Here is a 22,452-nt window from a genome sequence, read left to right on the forward strand (position 1 = left end):
CCGCAGATCCTCGTCGGCGGCGCGAGCGCGGACGCCAGCGATTCCCGCGGCGCCCCGTCGTCGAGCGACAGGGACTTCGCCGCGGCGCCGAGCGCCGCCATTGCGCCCGAAGCCTACGCGGCGCTCTCCGTCGCCGGGGCGGCGCAGACCTTCTGGGGGCAGTCCGCCGACGCCTGGTCGGCGCGCGCCCGGGCGCTGCGTGACGGGCCGGGCGTGGACGGGGTGCAGGCCTGGGCCCAGGCGCACGGCGGGGCCGAAACCCTGGACCAGGGCGCGGGGCTGAAGGCCAGCTGGCGCGGGGTCCAGGCCGGGATCGACCGGCGCTCGACGCAAGGGGCGCGGTCGCTCTGGTGGGGGGCGACCGTCGGCTTCACCGATTACGACGCGGACGCCGGCCCCGACGCCTTCGAGCTGCGCGGGGCGAACCTGGGCGCCTACGCCGGCGGCCAGTGGGGCGGCTTCTACGCGGCGGCCCTGGTCAAGGCGGACAGGATCGACGCCGAGGCCGCCTTCACCGCCCTGTCGCGGCGGACCTTCGACGGCGTGAGCTGGGGCGCGCGGGGCGAGGTCGGCTACCGCTTCGGCTCGGCGCGCCTGTTCCTGGAGCCGAGCGCCGCCCTGGCCTGGGTCGAGACCGACCTGGACGGCTTCTCCGACGGCGGGACCGGCTTCGACTACGACGACGCGACCAGCCTGCGCGGCCGCACCGGCGTGCGGGTGGGCGGCGAGGCGACGATCGGGAACGCGGTCTTCGTCCCCTATGTGGGCGTGCATGCGGCCGGCGAGCTCGACGGCGAGAACCGGATGCGGGTCACCGACGGGGAGACCTACCAGCTCGTGGACGAGGGCCGTGGAAGCTGGGCCGAGGCGGAGGTCGGCGTATCGGGCGCGACCTGGTTCGGGCTCGAGGCCTTCGCCGAGGCGAAGGCGCTGTCGGGCGGCGACGTCCGGGGCTGGAGCGCGCGTCTGGGCGCGCGCTGGCGCTGGTGACGCGCTCGGCGAGTGGTGTTACTTGGCTCCCGTGTCGCGGGAACGCGACGCGGAGGTGTCGCGTGTGTCCGGGGGGATTATGAGCAAGACCGCCAAACCGACCGAGCCGGCCGCCGCCGCTTCGCCGGCCAAGCCTGCGAAGGCGCGCGCCGCCGCCAAGTCCTCCGACCGTTCGGGCATCGAGTTCACGCCGCCCTCCGACGTGGAGGCGCCGACCGCGCCGGCCCCGGGGCGCAAGGCGGCCGAGCAGACCAAGATCTCGGTCTCGCGCGGCTTCTCCGGCTGGCTGGGCGCCCAGCGCTGCAGCCTGGCCTTCACCTCCTACCAGACCGGCAAGCTGTTCCTGGTCGGGCGCATGCCCGACGGCAAGGTGTCGTTCCACCAGCAGAACTACCAGCGCGCCATGGGCGTGCACGCCCAGAAGGACCGCCTCTACGTCGGCTCGCTGTTCCAGATCTGGCGGCTTGAGAACGCGCTGGCGCCCAACGAGCGCGCCAACCAGCACCACGACCGCCTCTACGTGCCGCGCAACGCCCAGACGGTGGGCGACGTGGACGTGCACGAGGTCTCGGTCGACCGGGCCGGCCGCATCATCTTCGTCAACACCAAGTACTCCTGCCTGGCCACCACCTCGACCCGGTTCGGCTTTCGCCCGATCTGGAAGCCGATGTTCATCTCCAAGCTGGCGGCGGAAGACCGCTGCCACATGAACGGCCTGGCCATGGAAGACGGCCTGCCGCGCTACGTCACCGCGGTCAGCCAGTCGGACGTGCTCAACGGCTGGCGCGAGCGCCGGCACGAGGGCGGGGTGCTGATCGACGTGCAGAACGACCGGATCGTGACCGACCAGCTGTCGATGCCGCACAGCCCGCGCGTGGTCGGCAAGCAGATCTACGCGCTGGATTCCGGCCGCGGCTGGATCATCCGCATCGATCCGCAGACCGGCGCCAAGGAAGACATCGCCTTCTGCCCGGGCTTCCTGCGCGGCATGACCGTGCACAACGGATTCGCCATCGTCACCGTGTCCCTGCCGCGCGACGGCGCCTTCAAGGGGCTGGAGCTGGACGCGGCGTTGAAGAAGCGCGACGGCGAGCCCTGGTGCGGCGTGCTGATCGTCAATCTCAGCTCGGGCGACATCGTCGAGTTCATCCGCCTGGACGGCCAGGTGAAGGAGCTGTTCGACGTCGCGGTGATCCCGGAGACCCTTCTGCCGATGGCGATCGGGGCCAACTCGCCCGAGATGCACAGCTTCATCACCTACGACAAGCAGTTCGCCCCGCTCATCCCGCCCGCCGCGGCCCGGCCGGCGGCGGCCTGAGGGGCGCCTGGGACGTGACGCCGCGCGCGGTTCCGGGCGCGGGCGGCCTGCGCTAAGCTCGCCGTTCGCGCCGCGGGGGGCGGCGACGACAGTGACGACGGTTCATGACAGTCCGGCCTGAAAAGCCGCTCCTTTCGGGGCACCTGAAACGCCTCGAGGCGGAGTCGATCGAGATCCTCCGCGAGGTGGCGGCCGAGTTCGCCAACCCGGTCATGCTGTATTCGATCGGCAAGGACTCGGGGGTGATGCTGCATCTCGCGGCCAAGGCCTTCTATCCGTCCAAGCCGCCGTTCCCGCTGCTGCACGTCGACACCCGCTGGAAGTTCGCCGACATGATCCGCCACCGCGACGCGGTGGTGGAGCGCTACGGCGTGCGCCTGATCGTGCACGTGAACCCCGACGGCGCCGCGCGCGGGATCGACCCGATCCGCTCGGGCTCCTCGCTGCACACCCAGGTGATGAAGACCGAGGCGCTGAAGCAGGCGCTGGACCTGCACGGCTTCGACGCGGCCTTCGGCGGCGCGCGCCGCGACGAGGAGAAGAGCCGCGCCAAGGAGCGGGTGTTCTCGTTCCGCTCGGCCGGCCACGTCTGGGATCCGCGCAACCAGCGCCCCGAGCTCTGGCGGCTCTACAACACGCGCATCGCCAAGGGCGAGACCATCCGGGTCTTCCCCCTGTCCAACTGGACCGAGCTGGACATCTGGGAATACACGCGCGCCGAAAACATCCCGATCGTGCCGCTGTACCTGGCCGCGCCGCGGCCGGTGGTCGAGCGCGAGGGCCTGCTGATCGTGCGCGACGACGAGCGCCTGCCGCTCAATCCGGGCGAGGTCGAGCAGGTCCGCACGGTCCGCTTCCGCTCGCTCGGCTGCTATCCGCTCAGCGCCGCCGTGCCGTCCGAAGCGGCGACCCTGGACGCCCTGATCGACGAGCTGCGGGTCGCCCGCACCTCCGAGCGTCAGGGCCGGCTGATCGACTCCGACGAGGCCGCCTCGATGGAGAAGAAGAAGCGCGAGGGGTACTTCTGATGCGCACCGACGCCATGCCGGCCGAAGGCGGCGCCGCGACCCTGGCGCCCGCGAAGAGCCTGTTGCGGTTCCTCACCTGCGGCTCGGTCGACGACGGCAAATCGACCCTGATCGGCCGCCTGCTCCACGAGGCGGGGCAGATTCCCGAGGACCAGCTGGCCGCCCTGGAGCGCGATTCCCGCCGCCACGGCACCACCGGCGAGGAGATCGACCTGGCGCTGCTGGTCGACGGCCTGGAGGCCGAGCGCCAGCAGGGCATCACCATCGACGTCGCCTACCGCTACTTCTCCACCCCGCGGCGCGGCTTCATCGTCGCCGACACGCCCGGGCACGAGCAGTACACCCGCAACATGGCCACCGGCGCCTCGAACTCCGAGCTGGCGGTGATCCTGGTCGACGTGCGCAAGGGCGTGCTGCCCCAGACCCGACGGCACAGCCACATCGCCGCCCTGTTCGGCGTCCGCCACGTGATCCTGGCGGTCAACAAGATGGACATGGTCGACTTCGACGAGGCGACCTTCCGGGCGGTGGTCGCCGACTACGAGGCCTTCGCCGAGCGGCTCGGCTTCGCCAGCCTGGTCGCCGTGCCGCTGTCCGCCCGCTACGGCGACAACGTCACCACCCGCTCGGCGCGCACGCCGTGGTGGGACGGCCCGGCCCTGGTCGAGCGGCTGGAGACGGTGGACGTGGACGCCGCCCCGGCCGAACGGCCGCTGCGCTTCCCGGTGCAGTGGGTGAACCGGCCGGACCAGAGCTTCCGCGGCTTCTCGGGCACGCTCGCCTCGGGCCGCGTGCGGGTGGGCGATCCGGTCGTGGTCGCCGCCTCGGGGCGCGAAAGCCGCGTGGCGCGGATCGTGACCTATGACGGCGACCTGGCCGCCGCCCAGGCCGGCGACGCCGTGACCCTGGTGCTGGCCGACGAGGTTGACGTCGCGCGCGGCGACGTGCTGGCTTCGCCCCAAGCGCGGCCCGAGGTGATCGACCAGTTCGCGGCCCGGGTGCTGTGGATGGCCGAGGCGCCCATGCTGCCCGGCCGGCCCTACCTGATGAAGATCGGCGCGCGCTACGTGCCCTGCCAGGTCACCGAGCTGAAGCACCGGCTGGACGTGAACAGCTTCGAGCGGCTGGCCGGCAAGACCCTCGCGCTGAACGATATCGCCGAGTGCAACCTGGCCACCGCCGCGCCGATCCCGATCGACGCCTTCGCCGACGACCCGGTCGGCGGCGCCTTCGTGCTGATTGACCGCTATTCCAACGCGACGGTCGGGGCGGGGACCGTGCTGCACGGCCTGCGCCGCGCCACCAACGTCCACCAGCAGGCCCTGCTGGTCGACCGCCCGGCGCGCGAGCGGCTGAAGGGGCATCGCAGCGGCGTGCTGTGGTTCACCGGCCTGTCGGGCTCGGGCAAGTCGACGGTCGCCAACCTGGTCGAGCGCGAGCTGCATGCGCGCGGCGTGCACACCTTCATCCTCGACGGCGACAACCTGCGCCACGGCCTGAACCGCGACCTCGGCTTCACGGTCGAGGACCGGGTCGAGAACATCCGCCGGGTCGGCGAGGTCGCCAAGCTGTTCCTGGAGGCCGGCGTCCTGGTGCTGTGCTCGTTCATCTCGCCGTTCCGGGCCGAGCGGCGGATGGTGCGCGAGCTGTTCGCCGAGGGCGAGTTCCTGGAAATCTTCATGGATGCGCCGATCGAGACCTGCATCGCGCGCGACCCGAAGGGCCTCTACGCCAAGGCGCTGGGCGGCGAGATCAAGAACTTCACCGGCGTGGACAGCCCCTACGAGCGGCCCCAGGCGCCGGAGATGGCCTTCGACACCGCCCAGGCGACGCCGGAGGCCGCGGCCGCGGCCGTGATCGCCGAACTGGAGGCCCGCGGCCTGATCTGAGGCTCGGGACGACGCCTGAGGGATGCAACCCCGGCGGGGGTATCGGGTTTGCTGCTCGTGGCCTCGCCGAGAGGAAACGCATGGCTTCGACCGGCCTCGACGTCTGGGACAAGACGATCCAGACCACCAACGCCTGGCTCATGGACGTGATGGAGGAGACCGGCGCGGACCGCCGGCTGGCCTGGCACGCGCTGGGCGCGGTGCTGCGCACCATGCGCGACCGCATCCCCGCGGAGCTGGCCGCCCACCTGGGCGCGCAGCTGCCGCTGCTGGTGCGCGGGGCCTTCTACGACCAGCACCGGCCGTCGCGACGGCCGGAGGACTACCGCTCGCTCGGCGAGTTCCAGGAGCGCGTCGCCGCCCAGATGCGCGACGCCAAGCCGGTCGACACCCGCCTGGCCATACTGGGTGTGTTCCAGACCCTGGAGCGCCACGTCGAGCCGGGCCAGCTGGACAAGGTGGTCGACGCCCTGCCGTTCGAGGTGCGGGCCCTCTGGCCGAGCCGGGCCGACGGCGACCGGGAGACCGCGCGCGGCGAGGCGACGCGCGGCGTCTGACCGGGCCGACCTGCTGCAAAGCCTGAGTGAAAACAGGAACTTGCGTTGGAACTGCGTCGGGACGCCAGGGATTTAGCGTGGGCGTCGGCGAGATCCGGCGAACTCGGAGTGAAAGTCATGCCTAATCAGAATCAGCGCGGCGGCGGGCAGCGTCAGGGCGGCGGCAAGGACCGCACCACCAGCCAGCAGGGCCAGCAGCAGCAGCAGGGCCGTCAGGAAGGCCAGCGCGACGAGCGCCAGCGCCAGGAAGACCGTGGGCGCATGCAGGACCGTCAGCGGCCGGAAGGCTGACCGCGCCATCTAGGCATGGAGGCGGCGCGGCGAGGGATCGCCGCGCCGCCTTTTTGATTCAGTGCTTTTGTTCTGCCGGCGGCGGCGCCGTTCGCTCGGCGTCGGCCTTGTCGCCGGCGTTCTCGATCGCGTTCCCCGCACGATCGGCCGCGCGTTCAGCGGCCGCGCCCGCCTTCTCCGCGGCGGTCTCGACCTTTTCGCCGGCGGCTTCGACGGACTTGCCGATCGCCGCGGCGTCGCCGTGCCGGCTCAGGTCGGCGCGGTTGCTCTGCGAGAACAGGTAGACCAGCGCCACCATCGCGACGATCGCGATCAGGCCGACGATCACCCAGACGGTTCGGTCGGAGTCGCGTTCGACGCCCATCGGACTTTCTCCGTGCCCGCGACCGGACGGCTCCGGCCAGCTTCGCCCTGACAACGAAACGGTGACGCTGGGGGTTCCCCCGCGACGGTCGGATGACACCGGTTTGAGAGGTGTCACGCGGGCGCCATATGTTCGGGGTCTGATGAAAGGACACGCGATTCGCGTGTGAAGCCCCCGCGTGTGGATGCCCTTCAGCCAGCCGCCGTCGCCTCTCGCTCCAGCCCTCGTCCGGGTGCGCCGGCCCTGGGGCGTTCCGCTCACCGGAGCCGTGGCCGTCGGCCTGCTGTTGGCGCTCGGCATGAGCCACGCGCCTGAGGCGGAGCACGCCCGGTTCGCGGCCTTCGTCGCCGCGGTGATGACCCTGGTGCTGAGCGTTCAGGCCTTCCGGTTCGCGCGCCTTGGGGACGCGATCCCGACCTCGGTCTCGCAGGCCGTTCCGGCCGAGCTCGGCCCGCCGCTGCAGGAGGCGCTGGAGGCGCTGCCGGATCCGGTCATGGTCGTCGGCGCGCACGAGCCCGACGACATTGTCGGCCGGCGCATCGCCTTCGCCAACGCCGCCGCGCGCGAGCTGTTCCGCATTCAAAGGGACGGCGCCCTGCTGGTCACCGCGGTGCGCGACCCGGAGGTGCTGGAGGCGACGGACGAGGCCCTGTTCGGCGGCGTCGACCGCTCGGCGGCCTACGAGACCGGCGGCGCCCAGGACCGGTTCTGGCGCGCCTGGGCGCGGCCGCTGCCGCCGGCGCCGGACGGCGGGCGCCAGGCGCTGCTGTATCTGCGCGACGAGACCGATTCGCGGCGCATGGAGCGCATGCGGGCCGACTTCCTGGCCAACGCCAGCCACGAGCTGCGCACGCCGCTGGCGTCGCTGGCCGGCTTCATCGAGACCCTGCGCGGCCACGCCCGCGACGACGCCAAGGCGCGCGACCGGTTCCTGAGCATCATGGCCTCCCAGGCCGACCGGATGGGCCGGCTGATCGCCGACCTGCTGTCGCTGAGCCGCATCGAGCTGAACGAGCACGTGCCGCCCTCGGGCGCCGTCGACCTCGCCCTGGCGGCCACCGACGTGGCCGACGCGCTGTGCCCGATCGCCCAGGAGAAGGGCGTGCGCATCGACCTGCGGCTGCCCGAGGGCGGCCGGGCCCCGGTGGTCGGCGACCGCGACCAGATCATCCAGGTCGTCCAGAACCTGGTCGACAACGCGCTCAAATACTCCCCGACCGGCGCGGCCGTGGAAGTCGAGGTGCTGACCGACGTCAGCCTGGACCGGGCCCAGGCGCCGCGCGAGCCGGGGGCGTCGCGCATGACCCTGCTGACCCCGGACCGGGCCGAAGGCGTGCGCTACGCCCTGGTGCGGGTGCGCGACCACGGCCCGGGCGTTCCGCGCCAAGCCCTGCCGCGCCTGACCGAGCGATTCTACCGGGTCGAAGGCCAGAAGAGCGGCGAGCGGTCCGGCACGGGCCTGGGCCTGGCCATCGTCAAGCACGTGATGAACCGTCACCGCGGCGGCCTGATGGTTGAGAGCGCGGCCGGGGACGGCGCGGCCTTCACCGCCTACTTCCCGCGGGCCGAGGCGTCGGCGGCGGTTCCTGAGCCGGCGGAACGGGCGGACGTCGCGCCGCAGGCGCTGGACGCCCGCCGTAACAAAACCGTCACGCAACCGTCGTAATGGCTGCACCCGTCGGCGGCACACACCGTCGCAGCGACGTGCGCCTGAGCGTGCGGCGTTCCCAGTGTCCCTTACGAGCGCCCGCCGCCCATGGTCTGGATCGTCTTCCTCGGACTGCTCCTGTTCTCCTTCGGCACCTACGTGCTCGCCCGCCGCAAGGCGGTCGCGGGGGCGAAAGGGAGCCAAGGCCGCCCGCACTCGTTGGCCGGCTATCACGGCGCCTACGCGGCGCTGTGGTCGGCCGTCCCGGCCCTGGTGCTGCTGTTCCTGCTGATCGCCTTCGGCGGCCGGCTGGAGACCGCGCTGCTGTCGGCCGATCTGCCGGCCGCGGTTCAGCAGATGCCGGTGCAGAACCGCGAACTGTTCATCAACGACGTCCAGGCGGTGGCGCGGGGCGACCACCCCAGCGACACGGTCTACGAGCCGGCCCTGCAGCAGGCGCTGAAGGACAAGGCCGCGGAGTCCGCGCGGCTCAGCCAGATCATCACCTGGAGCGGCTGGGCGCTGGCCGGCGTGCTGGCGGTGCTGGGCGCGCTGCTGGCCCTGCCGCGGATCGCGCCGCAGTTCCGCGCCCGCAACCGGGTCGAAGGCTGGATCGGCGGCCTGCTGGTGCTGTGCTCGACCGTCGCGGTCCTGACCACGCTCGGCATCGTCGCCTCGCTGCTCTACGAGAGCCTGCGCTTCTTCTCGGAAATTTCGCCGGTGGAGTTCCTGTTCGGGACCCACTGGAGCCCGCAGATCGCCATGCGCGCCGACCAGGTCGGATCGTCGGGCGGGTTCGGCGCGGTGCCGCTGTTCGTCGGCACCTTCCTGGTCATGATCATCGCCATGCTGGTGGCGGCGCCGGTCGGCCTGTTCTCGGCCATCTACCTGTCGGAGTACGCCGGCCGCTTCGCCCGCGCCTGGGTCAAGCCGGTGCTCGAGATCCTCGCCGGCGTGCCGACCGTGGTCTACGGCTTCTTCGCCGCCCTGACCGTGGGCCCGGCCTTCCGCGCCTTCTTCAACATGATCGGCCAGGGCCTGGTCGGCGGTCCGCTGGACGGCCTGGGCATGTACCTGCTGGGCGTGCAGAACCAGATGGCCCTGGTGGCCGGCGTGGTGATGGGGATCATGCTGATCCCGTTCGTCTCGTCGCTGTCGGACGACATCCTGAACTCGGTGCCCCAGTCGCTGCGCGACGGCTCCTACGCCATGGGCGCGACCAAGTCGGAGACGGTGAAGAAGGTGCTGCTGCCGGCCGCCCTGCCGGGCATCGCCGCGGCCATGCTGCTGGCCGTCTCGCGCGCCATCGGCGAGACCATGATCGTGACCATGGCCGCCGGCCTTCAGGCCAAGATCACCGCCAACCCGCTGGACACGGTGACCACCGTGACCGTCCAGATCGTCACCCTGCTGACCGGCGACCAGGAGTTCGACAGCGCCAAGACCCTGTCGGCCTTCGGCCTGGGCCTGACCCTGTTCGTGGTCACCCTGCTGCTCAACATCGTCGCCCTGCGCATCGTCCAAGCTTATCGGGAACAGTATGACTGACGCCGCCCTGACCGCCTCCGCCGCGGCCGCCGGCGCGCCGCAAGGCATCCGCGCCGCCGTCGAGCGGCGGCTGAAGAAGCGCCACGCCGCGGAGCGCCGCTTCCGCGCCTACGGCCTGATCGCCATCGCCGTCGCCATCGCCTTCCTGGGCGTGCTGCTGACCCGCATCGTCGTGCAGGGCCACGGGGCCTTCATGGCCAACTCCATGGAGATGCAGGTCCGGCTGGACCCGGCCCGCATCGACGCGACCGACATCCAGGGCGCCAACTACGACCTGATCATCGCCGACCAGATGGTCGCCAAGCTCGGCATCGCCGATCCGACCGGCGACAAGGGCATGGAGATGAAGGACCTGCTGTCGACGGACCTGGGCTTCCAGGCCCTCGACAAGCTGCGCGCCGATCCCAAGCTGATGGGCTCGACCCTGACGCTCTCAGCGCCGCTCGGCGCGGACGCGGACCTGTACTTCAAGGGCGAGATGCGTCGCTCGACGCCCGAGGGCGAGCGCACCCTGAACGACTCCCAGCTGGACATGCTGGATCAGATGAAGGCTGCGGGCATGATCCAGCAGCACTTCAACTGGGGCCTGTTCACCCGCGGGGACTCGACCCACCCCGAGCAGGCCGGCCTGCTGGGCGCCGTGGTCGGCTCGGCCATGATGCTGCTGGTCACCGCCCTGCTGGCCGTGCCGATCGGCGTGCTGGCCGCGGTCTACCTGGAGGAGTTCGCGCCGAAGAACCCGCTGACGACCTTCATCGAGGTCAACATCAACAACCTGGCCGCCGTGCCGTCGATCGTCTACGGCCTGCTGGGCCTGGCGGTGTTCATCCACTGGATGGGCCTGCCGCGCGGCTCGCCGCTGGTGGGCGGCCTGGTGCTGGCGCTGATGGCTCTGCCGACGGTGATCATCGCCACGCGCTCGTCGCTGAAGGCGGTGCCGCCGTCGATTCGCGAGGCCGCGCTGGGTGTCGGCGCCTCGCGCACCCAGGCCGTCTTCGGCCACGTCCTGCCGCTGGCCATGCCCGGCGTCATGACCGGCGCCATCCTGGCCCTGGCCCACGCGCTGGGCGAGACCGCCCCCCTGCTGATGATCGGCATGATCGCCTTCGTGCAGGGTTCGCCGGACAGCTTCCTGTCCTCGGCCTCGACCCTGCCGACCCAGATCTTCATCTGGGAGAACGCGTCGGAGCGGGCGTTCCACCCGCTGACCGCCGCCGCCATCATCGTCCTTCTCGTCTTCATGATCGTCATGAACGCCGCCGCCATCGTGCTGCGCCGCGCGTTCGAACGCCGCTGGTGACCCCTATGCTGTTCAAGACCTTCCGACACCGCGACGACGCCCAGGGCGGCGCCTCCGTGCAGCCCCCGCAGGTGGCCCACGCGGGCCCCGTGGGCGACGCCAAGATCGCCGTGCGCGACGTCAGCGTGTTCTACGGCGACAAGCAGGCCCTGTTCGACGTGAGCATGGACATCCCCGACAAGGCGGTCACCGCCTTCATCGGGCCGTCGGGCTGCGGCAAGTCCACCTTCCTGCGCTGCATCAACCGAATGAACGACACCATCCCGACGGCCAAGGTGACCGGCCGCATCGAGATGGACGGCGAGGACGTCAACGACCGCTCGATCGACCCGGTCGTCCTGCGCGCCCGCGTCGGCATGGTGTTCCAGAAGCCGAACCCGTTCCCGAAGTCGATCTTCGAAAACGTGGCCTACGGCCCCAAGATTCACGGGCTGGCTTCGACCAAGTCGGAGCTGGAGGGCGTGGTCGAGCACGCGCTGAAGAAGGCCGGCCTGTGGGACGAGGTGGCCGACCGCCTCAACGCCCCGGGCACCAGCCTGTCCGGCGGCCAGCAGCAGCGCCTGGTGATCGCCCGCGCCATCGCCGTCAGCCCCGAGGTGATCCTGATGGACGAGCCCTGCTCGGCCCTCGACCCGATCGCCACCGCCAAGATCGAGGAGCTGATCGACGAGCTGCGCGAGCAGTACTGCATCGTCATCGTCACCCACTCGATGGCCCAGGCCGCGCGGGTGTCGCAGAAGACCGCCTTCTTCCACCTCGGCAAGCTGGTCGAATTCGGCCCGACCGAGGAGATCTTCACCAACCCGCGCGAAAGCCGGACCCTCGACTACATCACCGGCCGCTTCGGCTGACGCTTTTCGGGCAGCATCCATGACTCCGCATACGGTCAAGGCCTACGGCGACGAACTGAACCAACTGAAGGCCGAGGTCGCGCGCCTCGGCGGCCTGGCCGAAGCCCAGGTCGTCGACGCGGTCACCGCGGTCGGGCGCCGCGACGTGGCGCTGGCCCAGGCGGTCATCGAGCGCGACAAGCGGCTCGACGAACTGCAGAAGGACATCGAACGCAAGGCGATCAGGCTGATCGCCCTGCGCCAGCCGGTGGCCCTGGACCTGCGCCGCGCGGTCGGCGCGCTGAAGATCTCCATGTCGCTGGAGCGCACCGGCGACCTGGCCAAGAACATCTGCAAACGCGCCCTGGTGCTGAGCGAGGCCGAGCCGGTGACCCCGATCACCCGCTCGATGGAGCGGATGGGCAAGCTGGTCACCGTGCGCCTGAAAGAGGTGCTGGACGCCTACACCGCCAGCGAGCTGACCGGCGCGATGAACGTGTGGTCGCACGACGACGAAATCGACGAGCACTACAACAGCCTGTTCCGCGAGCTGCTGACCTACATGATGAGCGATCCGCGCACGATCAATTCGGGCGCGCACCTGCTGTTCATGGCCAAGAACCTGGAGCGGATCGGCGACCACGCCACCAACATCGCCGAGATCGTCCACTACGAGCTCACCGGCGAGGAACTGGCCGACAACCGGCCCCGCGTCGAGGCCTGAGCGGAGATCCGGCGGTGACCGTTCCCAGCATCCTGGTGGTCGAGGACGAGGACGCCCTCGCCACCTTGCTTCAGTACAATCTCGAGAAGGAAGGCTACCAGGTCGCCGTCGCCCAGGACGGGGAGGAGGCGCTGGTCCAGGTCGACGAGCGCCAGCCGGACCTGATCGTGCTGGACTGGATGCTGCCCAAGGTCTCGGGCATCGAGGTCTGCCGGCGCCTGCGCGGTCGGGTCGAGACCCGCAACCTGCCGATCATCATGCTCACCGCCCGCGGCGAGGAGACCGATCGGATCCGCGGGCTGGACACCGGGGCGGACGACTACCTGACCAAGCCGTTCTCGACGGTGGAGCTGGCGGCGCGCATCCGCGCCGTGCTGCGCCGCATCCGTCCGGGCCTGGCCGAGGACATCCTGCGCCGCGGCGACCTGACCATCGACCGCGTCGCCCACCGGGTGAAGCGCAACGGCCGCGAGATCCACCTGGGCCCGACCGAGTTCCGCCTGCTGTCGCACCTGATGCAGCACCCGGGCCGGGTGTTCAGCCGCGAGCAGCTGCTGGACGCGGTCTGGGGCTCGGACGTCTACGTCGAAGCCCGCACCGTGGACGTGCACGTCGGGCGCCTGCGCAAGGCGCTGATGAAGGACGGCGAGACCGATCCCATCCGCACCGTGCGCTCGGCCGGCTATTCGCTGGACGTCGACGGCTGACGCGCGCCGGGCGCCGGCGACAATCGCAAACGAGAACGCCGCCGCAGACCTCTGCGGCGGCGCTTTTCGTCCCGGCCCGGGCCGCCCGGATCAGCCGGCGACCAGCACCCAGACGCCGACCGCCGCGAAGCTGGCCGCCGCGCCGCGGCGAATCCACTTGAGCGGCAGCTTGGTGGCCGCCGCCTCGCCGATCAGCACGGCCGGGGCGTTGGCGATCATCATGCCCAGGGTCGTGCCCAGCACCACCGGGATCACGTGCTGGAAGCGCGCGCCCAGGGCGGCGGTGGCCACCTGGGTCTTGTCGCCCATCTCCACGAAGAAGAAGGCGATGGCGGTGGCGACGAACACGCTCCAGGCGGTCTTCTTGGCCGCGTCGGGCGGGCAGTCGTCGAACTTGTCGGGAATCAGCGCCCAGGCCGCGAAGCCCAGGAAGGCCAGGCCCAGCACCCACTTCATCCAGGGGCCTTGCAGGAAGTGCCCGGCGACCGCGCCCAGCGTGCCGGCCAGGGCGTGGTTCAGCACGGTGGCGACCAGGATGCCCAGCAGGATGGGGACGGGCCGCCGCCAGGTGGCGGCCAGGCATAGGGCCAGCAACTGGGTCTTGTCGCCGATCTCGGCGATGGCGACCAGGCCGGTCGAAACGAGGAAGGCTTCCATTCAGAACGTGTCCGGGGGGCCGGGCGACCATACGACCAATGACGAACCGCACGCGCCGGCCCCACCGGTCGCGCGGATCGTCAAAGGTCTCGCCGTGCGGTGCTTTCCGCAGGACGCGCCGGGGCGGTGAGGCCCAGTATGTCGACGCGCCCACCCTCTGATACGCGAAGGCGGCTACTCCCCAATGACGGGGCGGCTGATACAGGCTGAGGGCGCGCGACGCAACCGCGTCAGGTGGTCTCGATCTTCCGGCCGGCGCGGCGTTCGAGCAGATAGGCGGCCAGCCAGCAGAGCATGGCCCACGCCGCCCCGAGGCTCCAGCCGGCCAGCACGTCGGTGGCCCAGTGGACGCCCAGGTAGATTCGGCTGAAGCCGATCGTCACGGTCAGCAGGATGGCCCAGGTCAGCACGTAGGCCTTGAGCCGCCGCTTGGCGAGCACGCGGGCCATGATCGCGCCCAGCGTCAGGTAGAACACCGCCGACAGCATGGCGTGGCCGCTGGGAAAGCTGGGATTGAACGCCTCCACCGCGCGGTAGGCCAGGGCGGGCCGGTCGCGGCCGAAGGCGGCCTTCAGCGCCTGGCTCAGCACCGCCCCGCCGCCCAGCGACACGACGATCAGGGCGGCGGCGGCCGGCCGGCGCTGAATCAGCACGAATCCGGCGGCCATCACGGCGAAGGTGACCAGGACCCAGGGGCCGCCGAGCGCGGTCAGGTCGGTCAGGGCTGATTCCAGCCAGGGCGGTCCGACCGGCACGGACGGATCGCCGCCGACTCGCAGAGCGTTCAGCACCGCCTGGTCGAAGGCGTGGGTTTCGCCCTCCGCCATCTCCTCGGCCACTGAGGCGAATGCCCACAGGCCCAGCGCGACCACGGCGACGGCGGCCAGGGCGCCGATCTCCGTGCGGGCCAGTCGCATGGCGCGGGCCAGCAGGTCGGGCCAGGGTGGAGACGGCCAGGCGGGCATGCCTGCCGCAACGGCGCCGCCTCGTCCCGGTTCCCCCGGCTCGGGCCTCACGGAACCGTGATCGGCGAGCCCTGTTCGTTAAGCTGAGATGAACGCGGAGCGAGTTGTCCCGGGTTCATGCACAGGTTGTTTACGAAAAACTTCGGCGTGAGCCGCTTCACCCCGTTGACCAGATTCAGGCCGTGTGGCCCCATATATCGGGCTGAGGGGCGCGACCGACACAAGATGTTGGCGGCGCTTCCCCGGGAAGGAGAATCGCTCCGCTCCCGGACAAGTTTCAGGATTCGTGGGTGGTGTGGCGCTATGGCTGTCGGTGAAGCGGCGAAAAAAGAACTCCTGGGCCGCGCCTCGCAGGCGCCCAAGGCCGTCGAGCGTCCGGAGTTGAAGCTGGTGCGCAAGGTCGAGGTCGACCGCACCCGCGACGCTCTGCTGACCGATTTCGGCAAGACCACGCTGGAAGATCGCTATCTGCTGCCCGGCGAATCGTACCAGGACATGTTCGCCCGCGTGGCGACGGCCTACGCCGACGACGCCGAGCACGCCCAGCGAATCTACGACTACGTCTCGCGCCTGTGGTTCATGCCGGCCACCCCGGTGCTGTCGAACGGCGGCGCCGACCGCGGCCTGCCGATCTCCTGCTTCCTGAACGCCGTTCCGGACAGCCTGGAAGGCATCACCGACACCTGGAACGAGAACGTCGCCCTGGCCTCCAACGGCGGCGGCATCGGCACCTACTGGGGCCGTGTCCGCTCGATCGGCGAGAAGGTGAAGGGCGCCGGCCAGACCTCCGGCATCATCCCGTTCATCCGCGTGATGGATTCGCTGACCCTGGCCATCAGCCAGGGCTCGCTGCGCCGCGGCTCGGCCGCCGTCTATCTCGACGTGCACCACCCGGAGATCGAGGAGTTCCTCGAAATCCGTAAGCCGGCCGGCGACTTCAACCGCAAGTCGCTGAACCTGCACCACGGCATCAACATCACCGACGAGTTCATGGAAGCGGTGCGCGACGGCGAGAAGTTCGCCCTGCGCTCGCCCAAGGACAACGAGCCGCTGCGCTACGTCGACGCCCGCGCCCTGTGGCAGAAGATCCTCGAGATCCGCCTGCAGACCGGCGAGCCGTACCTGATCTTCTCCGACACCGTGAACCGCGCGGTGCCGCAGCACCAGCGCGACCTGGGCCTGAAGGTGACCCAGTCGAACCTGTGCTCGGAAATCATGCTGCACACCGGCCCGGACCACCTGGGCGTGGACCGCACCGCGGTGTGCTGCCTGTCGTCGGTCAACGCCGAGACCTATCTCGAGTGGCGCGACCACCCGACCTTCATCGAGGACGTCATGCGCTTCCTCGACAACGTGCTCGAGGACTTCATCGTCCGCGCGCCGGACGCCATGACCGCGGCGGTCTACTCGGCCAAGCGCGAGCGCTCGGTGGGCCTCGGCCTGATGGGCTTCCACACCTTCCTGCAGGCGCAGAACGTCCCGTTCGAAAGCGCGCTCGCCAAGTCGTGGAACATGCGCATCTTCAAGCACCTGCGCCGTGAGGCCGACAAGGCGTCGCGCGTGCTGGCCGAAGAGCGCGGGCCCTGCCAGGACGCCGCCGACCGCGGCGTGATGGAGCGCTTCTCGCACAAGCTGGCGATCGCCCCGACCGCCTCGATCTCGATCATCTGCGGCGGCACCTCCGCCGGCATCGAGCCGATCCCGGCCAACATCTACACCCACAAGACCCTGTCGGGCTCGTTCGCGGTGAAGAACCCTTACCTGGAGCGCGTGCTCGAGGAGAAGGGCCAGAACACCGACGCGGTGTGGTCGTCGATCCTGGAGAACGAGGGCTCGGTCTCGCACCTGGACATCCTGTCCCAGGACGAGAAGGACATCTTCAAGACCGCCTTCGAGATCGACCAGCGCTGGGTCATCGAACTGGCCGCCGACCGCACGCCGGAGATCTGCCAGTCCCAGTCGCTGAACGTCTTCCTGCCGGGCGACGTCGACAAGTGGGACCTGCACATGCTGCACTGGAGCGCCTGGGAGCGGGGCTGCAAGAGCCTCTACTACCTGCGTTCCAAGTCGGTGCAGCGGGCCGCCTTCGCCGGCGCCGACAGCAAGCTGGAACAGGCCGTTCAGGCCGCGGCCAAGACCGATTACGAAGAGTGCCTCGCCTGCCAGTGAGGCCCTCGGGTCCGCTCAAGCTCTTGTAACACCTCGGGTACCGCGCCTCAGGCGCGGAACTTGCAAACCGCTGGAGTCGTTACCGACCCAGTAGGAGCAGGCCGCCACGCTTCGGCTCGTGCGGTCGCGGGAGGGCTTGGCGGTGCGTGGTCTGTCTGCGTTCGCGTTCTCTGTACTCGTGTCGGCGGCGGCTTCGACGGCGGTCGCGCAACAGACGAGTGCTTCCGCTGCGGCGGGCTTCGCGCCCGCTCCGGCCTTCTTCCCCCGATCCAGCGGCGAGCCGGCCCCGGTCTCCGAGGCCGAGGCGCCGCTCTACGGCGGCCTTACGCTGGCGCCGATCGACAGCGACGGCCGCGCCGGCCACCTGGTGTCCCGGGGCCTGGCCAACTACCAGGAGAACGAGGTCTGGGTGCCGGAGGCCCACGGGTCGGTCGGCCGGTACCGCTACACCACTGGCTCGCAGGTGCGCGGCGCCGATCCCATGACCATCCTGCGCCCCGACGCTTATGGCGAGCCGGACGCCTACGACATCAGCTACACCCGCGGCTGGCCCGGCGCGGTGCGGTTCAACGCCGGCGACTATGCGCTGGACGTCACGCCGCACGCCGGCGTCGGCATGACCAACCAGGGCGGGGCGGCCGAGGCCGGGGCCACCGTGCGCCTGGGCGCCGACCTCGACGACGCGCTGGAGAACATCGTCAAGGACGGCAAGAGCTTCGGCGACAAGCCGCGCTGGTACCTGTTCGCCGCCGCCTCGGGGCGCGCGGTCGGCTACAACTTCCTGAACGACGGCTCCGGCCTGACCCCGTCGGGCGTGTCCACGGACGAGGGCTCGTTCATCGGCGACGCCCAGGCCGGCCTCGCCTGGCGGCGCGGCGACATCCAGGCCTCGTTCGGCTACGTCCACCGCGAGATCAAGGCCTACGACGAGAAGGCCCAGGAAGAGGTGCTCGCCTTCCAGCTGTCGATCAAGCCGGACTGGTGATCGCCTAGGCCGCCTTTGCTTCCGCACCCGCCGCCGTCCGCCGGCCGCTCAGCCGTCGGGCGCCCTTGCGCAGGCCGGCCCACAGGATCCGCCTGATCAGTCCGCGCGGCTCGGGGTTCACCCACCAGAACGGATTGAGCAGGTAGGCGCGCGCCGCCAGGCCCGCGGCTTCGCGCCAGTCGTGCGCCTGCAGGGCGCGCGGCAGCATCCAGGTCATCATCAGCGTGCGCGCGTGCCAGTAGGTCCACGGCGCCATGCGCGGGCCGTGGCGGCGCACGTGGGCGATCACCATCAGCGCGCCGCGCCGCATGATCGGCACCGCGTGGGACATGCTGTCCCGGCAGATGCGGTAGTGCACGGTCGGGACCGGCACGTGCACGACCTGACCGCGCGCGGCGAGGGTGAGGATCAGCTTCCAGTCTTCGGCGCCCTGGCCGCCGGCGGCGCGCAGGCCCTCGTCGTAGCCGCCCGCCTCGATCAGCCGGTCGCGGCGGAACACGGCGGCGCTGCCGTTGGCGACGGAGTTGCGCAGCAGCAGGCCGCGGAAGTCGACCTGCGGCGGCTTGGGCGGATCGGACGGCATGGGCACGCCGTCGGGATCGACATAGACCGTGCGCGCGAACGACAGGTAGGCGCCGGGGCCAGCCGCCTCGAGGGCTGAGACCTGGCGGTCCAGGTTGTCCGGCGCCCACAGGTCGTCGGAATCGATCGGCGCCACATAGGCGCCGCGGGCCTCGCGCACGCCCAGGTTACGGGCCGAGGCGACGCCGCCGTTGGGCTTGCGCAGCAGGCGCACGCGCGGATCCCGCACGGTCCAGGCGCCGACCGCCTCGGCGGTCGCGTCGGTCGAGCCGTCGTCGACCACCAGCACTTCGAAGTTCGGATAGGTCTGAGCGCAGACCGACGCCAGCGTCTGATCGATCGACCAGGCGGCGTTGTAGGCGGGCACCACCACCGACACCAGCGGACGCGCGGTCGCCGGCGCGACCGCTTCAGCGGCGGGCTTCCTCAAGCGTGTTTGAGCCATTCGTGTCCTGAGCTCGCCTGAAAGGCATGGGCGAGCCTCCCCTCCGCTCGTCCAACCGTTCAGCCGGCGACAAGGTTTCACGGATCGGTCGCAACAATTTACGCCCAGCCGGAGTTGTCCGTCCCAGCAGAGCTTACGTACGGGGGATGGTCTGAGAATGCGCTTTTCGGAGCTCGCGCGCCGACTCACCGCGGAGCTGCGGCCCATGCCCTGGGCCGCGCCGGTCATCATATTCCTGGGGCTGATCTGCGCCGCCCTGGAGGGGCTCGGCCTCTACCTGTTCATCCCGCTGGTCCAGAGCATGGGCGGGCAGGACACGGGCGGCGTGGCCCACTTCTTCCACCGGGTGACCGACTGGCTGCCGGAGAAGTACCGGCTGGCGTCGCTGGTGGGCGCGCTCTGCTTGGCCATCCTGCTCAAGAACGTGGTCGGCTACGTCGCCTACTGGGTGGCCCGGGTGGTCGACGGACGCGTGGCCCACCGCATGCGCCTGCGCATATTCGAGCGCACCCTGTGGTCCGGCGCGGACTACGCCGCGGGCCTGAACAAGACCGACATCATCAACACCCTGACCGGCGAATCCTGGCGGGTCGGCTCGGCGCTCGGCATCGGCATGCGGGTGGCGGTCGTCGTCTGCACCTGTGTGGTCTTCGTCACCCTGCTGCTGCTGATCTCGGTGAAGCTGACCTTCCTGGCCGTGGGCGTCCTGCTCGTCGGCGCCCTGGTCACCCAGGCGGTGACCCGCAAGGCCGAGGCCTACGGGGCCGACGTGGTCGAGGCCAACCGCAAGTTCGGCCTGCGCATGTGGGAGAGCGTCGACGCGTTGCGGCTGATCCGCAGCTTCACCCGCGAACCCTACGAGCGCGCCCGCTTCGAGGACCGCTCCGAAGACATCCGCCGCCGGCTGCTGAGGTTGGACATGCTGTGGGCCATCCCCGGCCCGATCGGCGAGACCTTCGGGGTCATGCTGATCGGCGCGCTGATCCTGGCCGCCGGCCAGGTGGGCGGCACCGGCGTGGCCTCGCTCGCGGCCTTCCTGGCGGTGCTCTACCGCCTGCAGGGCCCGGCCCGCGAGCTGGTCGGCAGCAAGGTGGGCTTCGACGGCATCAAGAGCTCGCTGATGGACGTGTTCGGCTACCTCGACCTGACCGAGGTCCCGGCCGTGAAGGACGGCACGCGACGCTTCGTCGGCCTGCAGAACGAGGTCGCCTTCGAGACCGTGTCGTTCAACTATCCGAAGGCCGACCGCCCCGCCGTCCACGACGTCTCCTTCGTCCTGCGCAAGGGCACCACCACCGCCATCGTCGGCCGCTCGGGGGCGGGCAAGTCAACCTTGATCGACCTGTTGTTCCGGTTCCGCGACCCGGTCGCCGGCCGCATCCTGGTGGACGGCGAGCCGCTGGACCGCCTGCGCCTGGACAGCTGGCGCGGCCGGCTGTCGGTGATGTCCCAGGACGTCCACCTGTTCAACGAGACCGCCCGCGCCAACATCGCCTACGGCAAGCTGGGGGCGAGCGACGCCGAGATCGAGGAAGCCGCCCGCATCGCCGGCGCCCACGACTTCATCGCCGCCCTGCCGCGCGGCTACGACACCCCGCTGGGCGACCGCGGCGTGCGCCTGTCCGGCGGCCAGCGCCAGCGCATCGCGCTCGCCCGCACCATCCTGCGCGATCCGGACGTGCTGCTGCTCGACGAGGCCACCAACGCGCTCGACAGCTTCGCCGAGCGCGCCTTCCAGACCGCGCTGGAGCGCTGGGCCAAGGGCCGCACGGTGGTGGTGATCGCCCACCGGCTGTCGACCATCGAGCGCGCCGACCAGGTCATCGTCATGGAAGAGGGCGAGGTCATCGAGCGCGGCACGCCCCAGGAATTGTTGTCCATCAAGGGTTTGTTCGCCGACATGCACGCCATCCAGACCGGCCGCGTGGCCGCCGCCGCCGGGGGAGAGTAATGGCTTACCGATTGGTCGAGCTGGAGCTGACGCGCCCGCTCGCGCCCGTGACTCTCTCGCCTGACGAAGACGGGGTGGGCCTGATCGCCCGCTTCAAGGACCGGCTGGTCGGCTTCACCCTCTGGCACGCCGGACCGGGCGCGACCCTGTCGTCCGAGGACCTGGCCGGGATCGCCGACGCCAAGTTCGGGATCAACGCCCTGACCGAGCGGCTGGCCGACGACCTCCGCCGCGCCCGGCCCGAGCCCGTGCCGCCCGCGCCGAGCCTGACCGTCGCCATCTGCACCAAGGACCGCGCCCAGCGCCTGGAGCGGCTGCTGGGCACGCTGGCCCCGGTGGTGTCCGCGCCGGCCGGCTTCGCCTCGGTCGAGGTCGTGGTGGTCGACAATGCGCCCTCCGACGAGAGCACGCGCGAGGCCGTCGCCCGCTCGCCCGGCTTCCGCTACGTGCGCGAGCCGCGCGCGGGCCTCGACTTCGCTCGCAACCGCGCGCTGACGGCCGGGACCGGCGACCTGATCGCCTATCTCGACGACGACGTGGTGGTCGACCGCGGCTGGCTGAAGGGCCTCTACGACGCCTGGCGCAGCCATCCGGAGGCGGGCGCCTGGACCGGCCTGGTGCTGCCCTTCGAGCTGCGCACCGAGGCGCAGATCCAGTTCGAGCGGCGCGGCGGCTTCGGCCGCGGCTTCAGCCCGCGCGCCTATCGCGCCGACCGGCTGGACAGCCGCCTCTATCCCGTGGACGCCGGCGCCTTCGGGGCCGGCTGCAACATGGCCTTCGACCGCAAGTGGCTGGTCGGCCTCGGCGGTTTCGACGAGGCGCTGGACACCGGCGCGCCGCTGCCCGGCGGCGGCGATCTGGACGCCTTCTACCGGGTGGTGCGCTCGGGCCGGACCCTGGTCTACGAGCCGGCCTATGCGGTCTATCACCAGCACCGCGAGACCATTCCCCAGCTGCGCCGCCAGTACTGGACCTGGGGGCTGGGCTTCATGGCCTTCCTGGCCAAGGCGAAGCGCCACGATCCGCCGCTGAAGGCGCGCCACGCCGGCATGCTGCGCTGGTGGTTCGCCACCGCCACCACCGAGCTTCTCAGCGCGCTCCGGCGCGGGCGCAAGCGCGAGACCGCCTTCGCCGCGGCCGAGCTGTGGGGCGGCGTGCTGGGCGTCGCCGGCGAATACGACCGCTCGCTCAAGCGCGTGCGCCGCATCCGGGAGGGCGTGTCTTGAGCCCGAACCGCACCGAAGCCCCCTGGGCGATCCGCCACGTCGACCTGTCCCATCGCCCCCAGACGTTGTCCGCGCCGCCGGACGGACGACCGGTCTACGCCGTGTTCTGGTGGCGCGAGCTGATCCTGGGCGTGCGCACCTTCGCCGGCGGCGAGCTGCCGGCCAACCGCGCCGACCTAGACGCGATTGGCGCGGGCCTCGCCGCCCAGGTCCTGGCCACCCGCATCGAGGCGCTGGGCGGCCCGGCCCTGCCGGCCGCCGACGGCACGCCGCTGCCC

21 protein-coding genes and 1 riboswitch are annotated in these 22,452 nt (G+C 70.8%); of the genes, 17 read left to right on the plus strand and 4 right to left on the minus strand.

Going from position 1 to position 22,452, the window contains the following annotated elements:
• From G3573_RS09640 to G3573_RS09665, 6 genes are all read left to right on the plus strand, one after another.
• The coding region (locus G3573_RS09640; RefSeq protein ID WP_163260876.1) for an autotransporter outer membrane beta-barrel domain-containing protein at positions 1-990 on the plus strand (990 nt) is incomplete at its 5' end.
• Positions 991-1,069: 79 nt separating this feature from the next.
• Entirely contained in the window at positions 1,070-2,308 is a 1,239-nt protein-coding gene (locus G3573_RS09645; protein ID WP_163260877.1) for a TIGR03032 family protein, read from the plus strand.
• 104 nt (positions 2,309-2,412) lie between these two features.
• Positions 2,413-3,336 carry a sulfate adenylyltransferase subunit CysD gene (gene cysD, locus G3573_RS09650; RefSeq protein ID WP_163260878.1) on the plus strand — a complete coding sequence of 308 codons (924 nt, stop codon included), beginning with the start codon at positions 2,413-2,415 and terminating at the stop codon, positions 3,334-3,336.
• Positions 3,336-5,225 carry a sulfate adenylyltransferase subunit CysN gene (gene cysN, locus G3573_RS09655; protein WP_163260879.1) on the plus strand — a complete coding sequence of 630 codons (1,890 nt, stop codon included), beginning with the start codon at positions 3,336-3,338 and terminating at the stop codon, positions 5,223-5,225. The genes cysD and cysN overlap by 1 nt, the downstream gene beginning before the upstream one ends.
• Before the next feature lie 80 nt (positions 5,226-5,305).
• Positions 5,306-5,782 (plus strand): DUF2267 domain-containing protein, encoded by a 477-nt coding sequence (locus tag G3573_RS09660; RefSeq protein WP_163260880.1) that lies wholly within the window; start codon positions 5,306-5,308, stop codon positions 5,780-5,782.
• 117 nt (positions 5,783-5,899) lie between these two features.
• Positions 5,900-6,073 carry a hypothetical protein gene (locus G3573_RS09665; protein WP_163260881.1) on the plus strand — a complete coding sequence of 58 codons (174 nt, stop codon included), beginning with the start codon at positions 5,900-5,902 and terminating at the stop codon, positions 6,071-6,073.
• Between the two features lie 58 nt (positions 6,074-6,131).
• Here G3573_RS09665 and G3573_RS09670 read toward each other — a convergent pair whose 3' ends face one another.
• Positions 6,132-6,437, minus strand: coding sequence for a hypothetical protein (locus G3573_RS09670; protein ID WP_163260882.1), 306 nt, complete (start codon positions 6,435-6,437; stop codon positions 6,132-6,134).
• A gap of 184 nt (positions 6,438-6,621) precedes the next feature.
• Between G3573_RS09670 and G3573_RS09675 the strand changes: the two genes are divergently transcribed.
• The 6 genes from G3573_RS09675 (at position 6,622) to phoB (ending at position 13,194) form a co-directional block, all read left to right on the plus strand.
• Positions 6,622-8,103, plus strand: coding sequence for an ATP-binding protein (locus G3573_RS09675; RefSeq protein WP_163260895.1), 1,482 nt, complete (start codon positions 6,622-6,624; stop codon positions 8,101-8,103).
• Positions 8,104-8,193: 90 nt separating this feature from the next.
• Complete coding sequence (gene pstC / locus G3573_RS09680; protein ID WP_163260883.1) at positions 8,194-9,633, plus strand: phosphate ABC transporter permease subunit PstC; 1,440 nt, start codon at positions 8,194-8,196, stop codon at positions 9,631-9,633.
• Positions 9,626-10,933 carry a phosphate ABC transporter permease PstA gene (gene pstA, locus G3573_RS09685; RefSeq protein ID WP_163260884.1) on the plus strand — a complete coding sequence of 436 codons (1,308 nt, stop codon included), beginning with the start codon at positions 9,626-9,628 and terminating at the stop codon, positions 10,931-10,933. The genes pstC and pstA overlap by 8 nt, the downstream gene beginning before the upstream one ends.
• Positions 10,934-11,004: 71 nt before the next feature.
• Positions 11,005-11,784 carry a phosphate ABC transporter ATP-binding protein PstB gene (gene pstB / locus G3573_RS09690; RefSeq protein ID WP_346427363.1) on the plus strand — a complete coding sequence of 260 codons (780 nt, stop codon included), beginning with the start codon at positions 11,005-11,007 and terminating at the stop codon, positions 11,782-11,784.
• Positions 11,785-11,803: 19 nt separating this feature from the next.
• On the plus strand, positions 11,804-12,487 hold the full coding sequence (phoU, locus tag G3573_RS09695; protein ID WP_163260886.1) for a phosphate signaling complex protein PhoU: 684 nt from the start codon (positions 11,804-11,806) through the stop codon (positions 12,485-12,487).
• Positions 12,488-12,501: 14 nt separating this feature from the next.
• Entirely contained in the window at positions 12,502-13,194 is a 693-nt protein-coding gene (phoB, locus tag G3573_RS09700) for a phosphate regulon transcriptional regulator PhoB (RefSeq protein ID WP_163260887.1), read from the plus strand.
• Between the two features lie 90 nt (positions 13,195-13,284).
• Here phoB and G3573_RS09705 read toward each other — a convergent pair whose 3' ends face one another.
• Together G3573_RS09705 and G3573_RS09710 are read right to left on the minus strand one after the other, a co-directional pair.
• On the minus strand, positions 13,285-13,851 hold the full coding sequence (locus G3573_RS09705; protein WP_163260888.1) for a TMEM165/GDT1 family protein: 567 nt from the start codon (positions 13,849-13,851) through the stop codon (positions 13,285-13,287).
• Positions 13,852-13,876: 25 nt separating this feature from the next.
• Positions 13,877-14,046: riboswitch (yybP-ykoY riboswitch) on the minus strand.
• Positions 14,047-14,081: 35 nt separating this feature from the next.
• Entirely contained in the window at positions 14,082-14,816 is a 735-nt protein-coding gene (locus G3573_RS09710; RefSeq protein ID WP_163260889.1) for a phosphatase PAP2 family protein, read from the minus strand.
• A gap of 303 nt (positions 14,817-15,119) precedes the next feature.
• On the opposite strand from G3573_RS09710, the gene G3573_RS09715 reads away from it, so the two are divergent.
• Both G3573_RS09715 and G3573_RS09720 read left to right on the plus strand, forming a co-directional pair.
• Positions 15,120-16,985: a ribonucleoside-diphosphate reductase subunit alpha gene (locus G3573_RS09715; protein WP_163260890.1), complete on the plus strand. Its 1,866-nt coding sequence runs from the start codon at positions 15,120-15,122 to the stop codon at positions 16,983-16,985.
• Between the two features lie 142 nt (positions 16,986-17,127).
• The gene (locus G3573_RS09720; RefSeq protein WP_163260891.1) at positions 17,128-17,970 is read left to right on the plus strand and encodes a lipid A-modifier LpxR family protein; all 843 of its coding nucleotides are present in this window, start codon (positions 17,128-17,130) and stop codon (positions 17,968-17,970) included.
• 4 nt (positions 17,971-17,974) lie between these two features.
• On the opposite strand, the gene G3573_RS09725 is transcribed toward G3573_RS09720, so the two are convergent.
• A complete protein-coding gene (locus tag G3573_RS09725) occupies positions 17,975-18,982 on the minus strand; it encodes a glycosyltransferase family 2 protein (protein WP_163260892.1) in 1,008 nt (335 codons plus the stop codon).
• Positions 18,983-19,202: 220 nt separating this feature from the next.
• On the opposite strand from G3573_RS09725, the gene G3573_RS09730 reads away from it, so the two are divergent.
• From G3573_RS09730 to G3573_RS09740, 3 genes are all read left to right on the plus strand, one after another.
• On the plus strand, positions 19,203-20,948 hold the full coding sequence (locus tag G3573_RS09730; protein ID WP_205598172.1) for an ABC transporter ATP-binding protein: 1,746 nt from the start codon (positions 19,203-19,205) through the stop codon (positions 20,946-20,948).
• Positions 20,948-22,174: a glycosyltransferase gene (locus G3573_RS09735; RefSeq protein ID WP_163260894.1), complete on the plus strand. Its 1,227-nt coding sequence runs from the start codon at positions 20,948-20,950 to the stop codon at positions 22,172-22,174. The genes G3573_RS09730 and G3573_RS09735 overlap by 1 nt, the downstream gene beginning before the upstream one ends.
• The coding region (locus tag G3573_RS09740) for a hypothetical protein (RefSeq protein WP_205598173.1) at positions 22,171-22,452 on the plus strand (282 nt) is incomplete at its 3' end. The genes G3573_RS09735 and G3573_RS09740, both read left to right, overlap by 4 nt.

The organism is Caulobacter sp. 17J65-9 (assembly GCF_010975005.1).
Classification (GTDB): domain Bacteria; phylum Pseudomonadota; class Alphaproteobacteria; order Caulobacterales; family Caulobacteraceae; genus 17J80-11.